This window comes from Streptomyces sp. NPDC050636 (genome assembly GCF_040654775.1).
GTDB lineage: Bacteria > Actinomycetota > Actinomycetes > Streptomycetales > Streptomycetaceae > Streptomyces.
Map to the genome: position 1 here is coordinate 1 of NZ_JBFAIP010000197.1, position 5,125 is coordinate 5,125.

The 5,125-nt window shown below is 66.3% G+C and carries 3 protein-coding genes and 1 pseudogene; 1 reads left to right on the forward strand and 3 read right to left on the reverse strand.

Annotation, left to right across the window (positions count from 1 at the left end; all coding sequences use genetic code 11):
- Positions 1-1,030: 1,030 nt before the first annotated feature.
- Genes AB0I10_RS40195 through AB0I10_RS40205 form a run of 3 tightly spaced genes read right to left on the reverse strand, consistent with a single transcriptional unit; the run spans position 1,031 to position 4,373 of the window.
- A complete protein-coding gene (locus tag AB0I10_RS40195) occupies positions 1,031-3,199 on the reverse strand; it encodes a hypothetical protein (RefSeq protein WP_363157700.1) in 2,169 nt (722 codons plus the stop codon).
- The gene (locus tag AB0I10_RS40200; protein WP_363157701.1) at positions 3,196-3,951 is read right to left on the reverse strand and encodes an ABC transporter ATP-binding protein; all 756 of its coding nucleotides are present in this window, start codon (positions 3,949-3,951) and stop codon (positions 3,196-3,198) included. Before AB0I10_RS40200 ends, AB0I10_RS40195 begins: the two co-directional genes overlap by 4 nt.
- A 47-nt stretch (positions 3,952-3,998) precedes the next feature.
- Positions 3,999-4,373: a hypothetical protein gene (locus AB0I10_RS40205; RefSeq protein ID WP_363157702.1), complete on the reverse strand. Its 375-nt coding sequence runs from the start codon at positions 4,371-4,373 to the stop codon at positions 3,999-4,001.
- Between the two features lie 447 nt (positions 4,374-4,820).
- Here AB0I10_RS40205 and AB0I10_RS40210 point away from each other — a divergent pair.
- Positions 4,821-5,125: pseudogene (locus AB0I10_RS40210) on the forward strand (DNA-binding protein); the annotation flags it as partial.

Genomic DNA, 5,125 nt, shown 5'->3' on the forward strand with positions numbered 1-5,125 from the left:
TGCCCAAGCTTGGTCACACGATGGGTGGGGAGATCAACTGAGCAGGTTTGGCCCACCGCAGATCAGGGGGTGGGGAGATTCAAAGAGCCCTATCACCCCGACGCACTGCCGTCAGATGCCGGCGACGCTGCCATTACAGCCGCCGCAGTCCGCCCCGGCTGCCCATCAAGCCGCAGTGACGTCCAGTACCTGGGCCATGTGACCTGCCCGCCCGCAATGCTCACCACCACGGTCAATCCATCGAACCAACGGCACATCGGCCTCCACATCGACAACTGGGACCGCCTGCCCTGCAGGACACGACACCAATCCCGCCGCCGCCTCTGCCTCAATCTCGGGCCCGGCAGCCGCTACCTGCTGCTCACGGACCGCGACACACGAGGCATCAGCCAGGCGCTCCACCCAGACCACGAGCACCATTACCCCCACACCGACGACGTACGACGCTACGTCTCCGAAGGCCGTCCCCTGCGATGCATCCGCATCCACCTGGCGCCTGGTGAGGGATATATCGCACCCACCGAGCTCGTGCCCCATGACGGGTCAACCGAGGGTCAGCATCTACCTTCGAAGGCCGCCTTCTGGCTCGGGCACTGGCCCCGCGCCACCGCTCAGGAACCTGAACCGTGCTGACAGTTCCGGCTGACGTCCTCACCTAGTTAGCTTCATCGCCGCCATCACACCTGCGTGGTGCTGCTTGGACGTGAGAGCCGATCCAGGCATCGTCGGTCTCGCCAGCGGCAGCAGTGAGCCGGTCCAGGTCGCGGGTGGTGATCCAGCACAACCGGCCGATCTCACGTGGGTCGGAGGCTGGATCGGTAGTAGGTGGCGGGGAGGGCACGGTCCTGCGAACGCTCTCGCTGTCGAAGCAGGTCAAGAGCTCGCGCTGCGCAGAGACCATGCAGGACCTGCAGCAGCATATGAAGGTGCCCTCCAGCCCGCGCAATAGAGCGGCTGCGGGCCCCCGTCGGCCGGGGCCGACGGGGGCCCAAATCGACCCCTCGCCTCAGTGAGGTATGCCCGTGTGCAGTCAATCGCCGTTGGGGCGCCAGCGGCTGGCGATGCGGGCGGCGCTGGTACCGCCGCACCCCCACAGCAACAGCCCGAGAACGCTGCTCACTCCGAGGCCGGCGAGCATCAGAGTCGACGAAGTGCTCGCGTATCCGTCAGCGACCAGGGGCCCGGCAAGCCAGGAGTAGACGAAGACTCCGATGGCTCCTGAGATGAGGATGGGAGCAAGCAAACTCCACCCGCTGAGCCCGAAGAAGATCGTGCGACGGCCGCAGAGCACCGCCACGGGGGCAGCGGCACGCCCTTGGCGCAAGAACTCTGCCTGCGTATTGAGCGCGAACCCCACGGCAAGGACGGATGTTCCCAGCAGGCCGAAGAAGAGCAACCAGCCTGACTGGTCGCTGAGGACCTTCCCCCCGCTGATCCAGCCGGTGCCCAGCGCGCTGACGCTAGTTCCGGGTGCGAGCGTGCGGTTGGCCGTGCGCTTGATCTCGGAGACGTCGAGCGCGGCTCCATTGCGGGAGAGCAGCAGCGCTGTATCGCTTGTGCGGGCGGGCGCATGGGGTGTGACGGTGGTGGTGATGTCGGTGCCGTCGCCAAGGGCATAGCGCAGGCGTTCGTCGGTCTGCGTCACGGGAGTGACCGTGCCGGAGTGGCAGGGAAGATGCAGGACGGTGAGGTCTGGGCACGTACCGGTGAGACGCGTGGTGCCCTTGCCCTCGTCCAGCGAGAGAAGGACGGCTTGTTTGGGCAGCGACGTCGTGAACTGCGGAGTGATGCGCTTGGGGCTAGTCACCGTCAGCAGGCTGTCACCGACCACTTGGTGCACGGCTGTTGCTTGCCGGACCGGCTCGGCCATGCGAGACATCCACAGTTGCGCCTCGCCGGTAAGCCCGATGGCGATCACCACCGAACACACCAGGCGTGCAGTGGTGGCGGAAGAAGCCGCCATCCACCGTCCCGAGATCAGGGCAGAAGGCCCTGCCCAGCGGCGGGAAAGTCCCGCCAGAGCGGAGCCGGCTGCTGTGCAGGCTGCTGCAATGAGCGAAGGCAGGGTGGCAAATCCGCCGAGCGTGCCCACTGCCTGAGACAGCACTCGCAACGCGGGCGACGGGGCAAGTCCAGGGCCGTAGGAGGCGGTCAGCAGGAACAACGGGCAAGCCCAGCAAGCGATCCTGGAGAGGGTTGCGCGGGAGGCGCGAGGCCGTGTGGCTGCGGCCGACCGCCGGTGGTGGTGCAAAACGGTGACCGCGGCGAGCGTCACGACCAGTGGCAGCACTGCCGCGCCGACGAGCCAGAGAGCATAGGCTCGCAGGTCCGGTGCGTAGAGCGTGAAGTGCGCAAAGGGAACAGGCACATCGATCAGACAGCCCACGGCAGCCGGCACAGATCCGACCACCGCTCCCAGAATCACAGGGATGGCCGCTTCGCCGAGGACGATGAGCCGGCGGTGAGCCGGCAGTGCGCCCAGGGCGGTGACGAGGGCGGTGCGCCGGTCCCGCTCATCAGCGCCCATGCGGGCAGCCAGCACCACACAGGCGGCTGCTGGGAGCAGCAGGAAGCCGCAGACGGTGAGCAGCAGGTTCCAGATGGGCCGCTGGTTGGTGAAGTCTCCGTTGCCCCACTCCGCCGCGGCACCGAATCCACGAATGGGGCGCGCCTCCGCCATTCCCCGCATGCTGTGCGCGGGCCGGACGTAGGCGAAGCGTTCGCTGGGAGACGCAAGCCCTTCTGGACCTATCGTTCCTGCCAACTTGCCGTAGCGATCGGCGATGCGCTCGTGAGCCCCCGCCTGGAGCAGGGCGGGCGAGAGCACCGCTTCGCCGGGAGAAGGCCACGAGTCCAGGCCAGGCGGCGGGCCGACGGCAGAGCTCAGAGGTTCCACATACACAACGGTGTACCCGCGCGCGTCGCCCAACGTGTCCTGTTTGAGCAAGTAGCGGGCCAGCGCCGTGCCATGACCGCCTGCCACTCGCTGTGGACTACGGGTCGCGGTACGCTCCTCCGTCCCCGCATAGCCGGCGTACACCGCCACGAGTGAGGTGAAAGCCAGGCACAGTGCTGCAGTGGCGAACAACAGCGCCACGAAGCGGGTGGTGCTCCCTGCCCGGCCCCGTCGGGCGGCCTGGCCGATCCGCAGCATTTGCCACGGGGTCCCGAGACCGACGCCGCGCCGCGCCCTGGTCATGTCGTCACCTGCTCAGCGTGCAGCAGCCCCTCGCGCAGGCTGAAGTGCCGGTTGGCGCGAGCAGCCACACTCGGATCGTGGGTCACCACGAGCAGCCCGCAGCCCCAGCGCTGCGGCAGCGAGAACAGCAGATCGGCCACCGTGCCGCGCGCGGCGGTGTCCAGTGAACCGGTCGGCTCATCGGCCAGGATCAACGACGGCTTGTTCATCAAGGCACGCGCCACCGCGGTCCGCTGACGCTCACCGCCCGACAACTCGCCCGTGGTGGCCGTGGTGCCGGTAACGCCCACGTCGTGGAGCAGACCGGCCGCCCGCTCGTAAGCAGCCTGCCGAGGCTCGCCCGCGAGCAGAGCCGCTAGTGCCACGTTCTCCACGGGAGTCAGTTCCGGAAGCAGCTCCCCGAACTGGAAAATCATGCTGAGGTGCTGCGCGCGATGCCGGGCCAAGTGCTTACCCCGCAGCGCGGACATGTCACGACCGGCTACCGACACCTGCCCCTTACCTGAGGCGATGAGGCCCAGAACCAACGACAGCAAGGTGCTCTTCCCGCTGCCGCTCGGGCCGGTCACCGCGACGGACTCCCCGGAGGCCAGATCCAAGGTGATGCCTTTGAGCAGCTGACGCTCGCGGATGCTGTATCTCAGGTCTTTGAGACTCAGAATCGGGTGAGTGGCGACGTTCGGATGAACCATGCTGATCTGCCTCGCTAGATGCTGCGGCGGCCCGGCAGCCGTACCGGGCTGCCGGGCCATCAGAAAAGAGCCCTGATCACCGGTCGATCAGGTACCGCATCGGGAAGTTAGTTAGCCTTCGCGCAAGTGTCAGGCTCCCAGTCCAGAGAGACACAGCTGTACAGCGCGTAAATGAACTTTCCGGCACCGCTCGTGGCGGTGGTGCCATTGCCGCTCTTGTTGTGCAGATAGTAGTCTCCGGAGTTTTCCCGAGCATACTGGCTGTAGACGGAATTACCGTCCGCCTTAATGTCCTTCGCGTAAGCGTAAACGTGCTGCGGGCTCACCCAACCGGAAGATGCAGAGGTGGCAGCATAGAGGTCGGCCGCCTGAGCAGGGGCAATCCCCGCCAGGAAAGCTCCCCCGATAGCTATAACGGCAAGACGCCGCGCGCTGTTACGCATTTCTCCGATTCCCCATTCAAATAGCTGCAGAGATCCCATGCCTCTGCTTCACGCTACGAGGGACAAAAATGCGTCGGCGCAAACTACCAGACCTTTTCAGGTCAGTCCCCCGTAGCTGCGGAGAGCAGAGTATGCAGACAATTCATGGAGTGCAACTTCGAAATCAAAATCCAACGGAATCGAACCAGAAAGCGCCACCTAAAACACCAAAACCATGTTAAGCACTTTTCAGACACATGCCCTAATTCACCTCGCTCGATCGCAGTCCGTCCCAGGCAAGGAAGCCCTGCGCCCTCCTCTCCGAGGCGCGGCAGCTGCCGCGAAGCGCCCATCGGCCGCTTCGCCTCCGGCGTACTCCGAGCCTGGGGCTTTCACGGAATCCGCGGCGCTGACCGTCGAGGAGGTGGCCGAGGCCGCCGCCGCACCCGTCGTGGACGAGGTGCGCGGCCGCGCCGTGGAGATGTACGTGGCCCTCAAGCCCGGCCGATGCGCGGCATCCGCCGGCACTACGACGCCGTCTCGGCCGAGCTGCAGGTCACCGACGCGAGCGCCGAGCTGACGCCGCCGTCCAGGGTCCTCGCGATCGTGCTGGTGTCCACCATCCACAAGCCGACCCTGCGGGCGCTGTCCTACGCCCGTGCCTTCAGACCGGACCGGCTGGAGGCACTCACGGTCGCGGTGGACCGCGAGAGCTCCGCCGAACTCCAGCGGCAGTGGCGCGCGTACGACATCGAGGTCCCGTTGAAGATCATCGATTCGCCGTACCGGGAGGTCACCCGGCCGGTCGTGGA

What these genes read in the sequence shown, in the direction of transcription:
- AB0I10_RS40195 (WP_363157700.1), bottom strand. Translation starts at nt 3,199, where the DNA reads ATGACCAGGGCGCGGCGCGGCGTCGGTCTCGGGACCCCGTGGCAAATG.
- AB0I10_RS40200 (WP_363157701.1), bottom strand. Translation starts at nt 3,951, where the DNA reads ATGGCCCGGCAGCCCGGTACGGCTGCCGGGCCGCCGCAGCATCTAGCG.
- AB0I10_RS40205 (WP_363157702.1), bottom strand. Translation starts at nt 4,373, where the DNA reads ATGGGATCTCTGCAGCTATTTGAATGGGGAATCGGAGAAATGCGTAAC.